This window comes from Streptomyces prasinopilosus, assembly GCF_001419695.1.
Taxonomy (GTDB): domain Bacteria; phylum Actinomycetota; class Actinomycetes; order Streptomycetales; family Streptomycetaceae; genus Streptomyces; species Streptomyces prasinopilosus.
This window is the reverse complement of sequence record NZ_LIRG01000094.1, coordinates 1-2,888: the sequence shown is the minus strand read 5'-3', so window position 1 is coordinate 2,888 and position 2,888 is coordinate 1. Positions and strand designations below refer to the sequence as shown.

Here is a 2,888-nt window from a genome sequence, read left to right as displayed (position 1 = left end):
CCGCGCGCGTGCCTGTTCGACCAGGCGCTCCATGGCCTGGTTGCGGGTCTGCACGAGCGTCTTGGTCAGCCCCTTCAACTCGCCCCCGACCATCGACTTCAGACCCGCGCCGATCTGGCTGCCGAGGTGCCGGGACCTCACGGTCAGCCCGAAGACCTCCCCGATCACCTCCTGGACCCTGTACCCCGGGACGTCGTTCGTCGTGACCACCAGGACGTCGGTCCCGGGGCCCTGTCCACCGCCGTACTCCTCGATGCCCATGGCCCCCAGCTTCCCGGGGGGAGGGGCGCGGTGCAATCCTGGGTACGCCCGTGGAACCCGGGCCGGGACGGCTGCGTTGGTAGTTTTGGCACCAGCCTCCGCCCGTCCCCCTCAACCAGCAGGAGCCACTGCCCCGTGACCACCCTTGCGCTCGGCCCCGAGTGGCTGAGCCCGGACTACCTGATCGAGACCTTCAGCCTTCCCGGCATCCTGCTGATCGTCTTCGCCGAGTCCGGATTCTTCGCGTTCCTGCCCGGTGACTCCCTGCTGTTCACGGCGGGCCTCTTCGTGGCGGAGGGCAGCTACATCAGCCAGCCGCTGTGGCTGGTGTGCACGCTGATCACGATCTCCGCCGTCCTCGGCGACCAGGTCGGCTACATGATCGGCAAGTTCTTCGGCCCGAGGATCTTCAACCGCCCCCACTCCAAGGTCTTCAAGCAGGAGAACCTGGAGAAGGCCCACGACTTCATGGTGAAGTACGGCCCCAAGGCGATCGTCCTGGCCCGCTTCGTGCCGATCGTGCGCACCTTCGCCCCCATCACGGCCGGCGCCGGCCGGATGAAGTACGGCGTCTTCCTCACGTACAACCTCATCGGCGGCGTGGCCTGGGGCACGGGCATCACGGTCGCCGGTTACTGGCTCGGCCAGATCGGTTTCATCAAGGAGAACCTCGGGGCGATCCTCATCCTGATCGTCTTCCTCTCGGTGGTCCCGATCATCATCGAGTTCCTGCGGGAGCGGGCCAAGAACAAGCGCAACGACGGGGACGCGGTCGCGGAAGCCCCGCAGCAGGACGAGTACGAGGCGTACGCCGCCCGGCAGGCGGCCCCGTCCCCGTACGCCCAGCCGGTCATGGACGACGCCACGACCCAGCTCCGCCGTATCACCCCGGACGGGCCGCCGCCCCCGCAGCACCACCGGCAGGCCCCGCAGCCCCAGCACCGCCAGCAGGCCCCGCAGCCCCGGCAGCAGCCCTACGGCAACCAGGGCTACCCCCAGCAGCCCCAGCAGCCCCAGCCGTCGTACGGCCAGGGCGGTCACGGCCAGGGCGGCTACGACCAGCAGTACTACGGCGGCCAGTACCCCCAGGGGCAGCACCCCCAGCAGGGGCGACACCCCCAGCAGGGGCAGGGCGGTCAGGGGCAGGCCCCGGACCCCCGTCGGCAGCAGCCCTACGACCAGGGTTACTGACCCGCCTCACCGAACCCGTCCCCGGGGCGCGCCACCCGCGCGCCCCGGGGTTCCGTGTCTTCGGGGGCGGGCCGCCCGGGAAGGGGCCCGCCGCGCAACGGGCCCGGCCCGGAACCGTTCCGCCTCAGAAACCGCGTGTCCGCTTCGCCGCCCTGCGCTTCTCGGCGGAGCCGATCCGCAGGAACAGCCGGGAGATCTCCGCACCGAGGTTCACCCCGATCGCGATGGCCATGGCGAGCGCCACGGCCTTCGAGAGGGACACCAGGCCCGCGTCCACCTCGTTCTGAGCGATCGCCAGCAGACCGAAGTACGTGGCGGACCCGGGCAGCAGGGGCCCGATCGCCGCCGTGATGTACGGCAGCGCCGAGGCGAACTGGTACCGGGCCAGCAACTGCCCGAACAGCCCCACCAGTCCGGCCGCCGCGGCCGTGGAGGCCACCGGGGAGATCCCGCCCGCGTAGGCCATCGCGCCGTACACCACCCAGGCGACACCGCCGTTGAGGGTGACCAGCAGCACCGTGGACCGCTCCTGCTGGAGCAGCACCGCGAAGGCCAGCGACAGCCCGAGCGACGCGGCGATCTGCCACAGCGGCCGCTCGGACAGGACGAGCGCCGCGTCCGGGTTCAGTCCGGCGCCCAGCTGCACGCCGAAGTAGAGCACCACCAGCACACCGATCACGATGGCCGTGAAGAAGTACAGGACCTCCAGGAGCCGCGCGGCGGCGGTGATGTAGAAACCCGTCAGGCCGTCCTGCACGCCCGCCACCAGGGCCCGCCCCGGCAGCAGGGCGAACAGCCCACCCGTGATCACCGCGGACGCCTTCACGTCCGCGTGCGCCAGCGTCAGCGCCACGCCGATCGCGGCCGGCGGCATCGCGGCCACCGTGAACTGGTAGAACTCCGGCAGCCCCCGGTCGGCGCACTTCCACGCCAGCCGGTCGCCGAGCATCGCCCCCAGCGCGGCGGCGACGAACACCAGGGCACCACCGCCGACCAGCACCGAGGCCGAGCCCGCCAGCAGACCGCTGGCCGCGTTCAGCACCCAGGTGGGGTAGGGGTGCCGGTTGCGGCGGATCTCCGCGAGCCGCCGGTAGGCCTCCTCCAGGGAGAGGTGCGTCTCGTCGTCGCTGAGGTCGTCCACCAGCTGGTAGACGGCCGCGAGGCGGGTGTAGTCGGTGCCCCGGCGGCGCACCGTGCGCGACGCGGTCACCGGATCGTCCACCAGCGACGGCTGGTGGGAGATCGACAGCAGGGTGAAGGTGACGGTCGGCTCGCACCGGTCCAGGCCGTAGGAGCGGCAGACGGCGAACATCGCGCCCTCCACGTCCTCCGCGCCCTCACCGCCCGCCAGCAGCAGTTCCCCGATGCGCAGCGTCAGGTCGAGCACGCGCGGCACGACGACGAGCCCGGTCCCGCCGTGCCGCGCGTGCTCGACC

The 2,888-nt window shown here is 71.6% G+C and carries 3 protein-coding genes; 1 reads left to right on the top strand and 2 read right to left on the bottom strand.

Features of this window, described 5'->3' with window-relative positions; translation table 11 throughout:
- Window positions 1-261 (bottom strand): YbjQ family protein (locus AOK18_RS05435; protein WP_055693565.1); only part of this gene is annotated, 261 nt, incomplete at its 3' end.
- A gap of 135 nt (window positions 262-396) precedes the next feature.
- On the opposite strand from AOK18_RS05435, the gene AOK18_RS05430 reads away from it, so the two are divergent.
- The gene (locus tag AOK18_RS05430; protein ID WP_055693564.1) at window positions 397-1,452 is read left to right on the top strand and encodes a DedA family protein; all 1,056 of its coding nucleotides are present in this window, start codon (window positions 397-399) and stop codon (window positions 1,450-1,452) included.
- A 124-nt stretch (window positions 1,453-1,576) separates the two neighbouring features.
- On the opposite strand, the gene AOK18_RS05425 is transcribed toward AOK18_RS05430, so the two are convergent.
- A partial coding sequence (locus tag AOK18_RS05425; protein WP_055693563.1) for a threonine/serine exporter family protein occupies window positions 1,577-2,888 on the bottom strand: 1,312 nt, incomplete at its 5' end.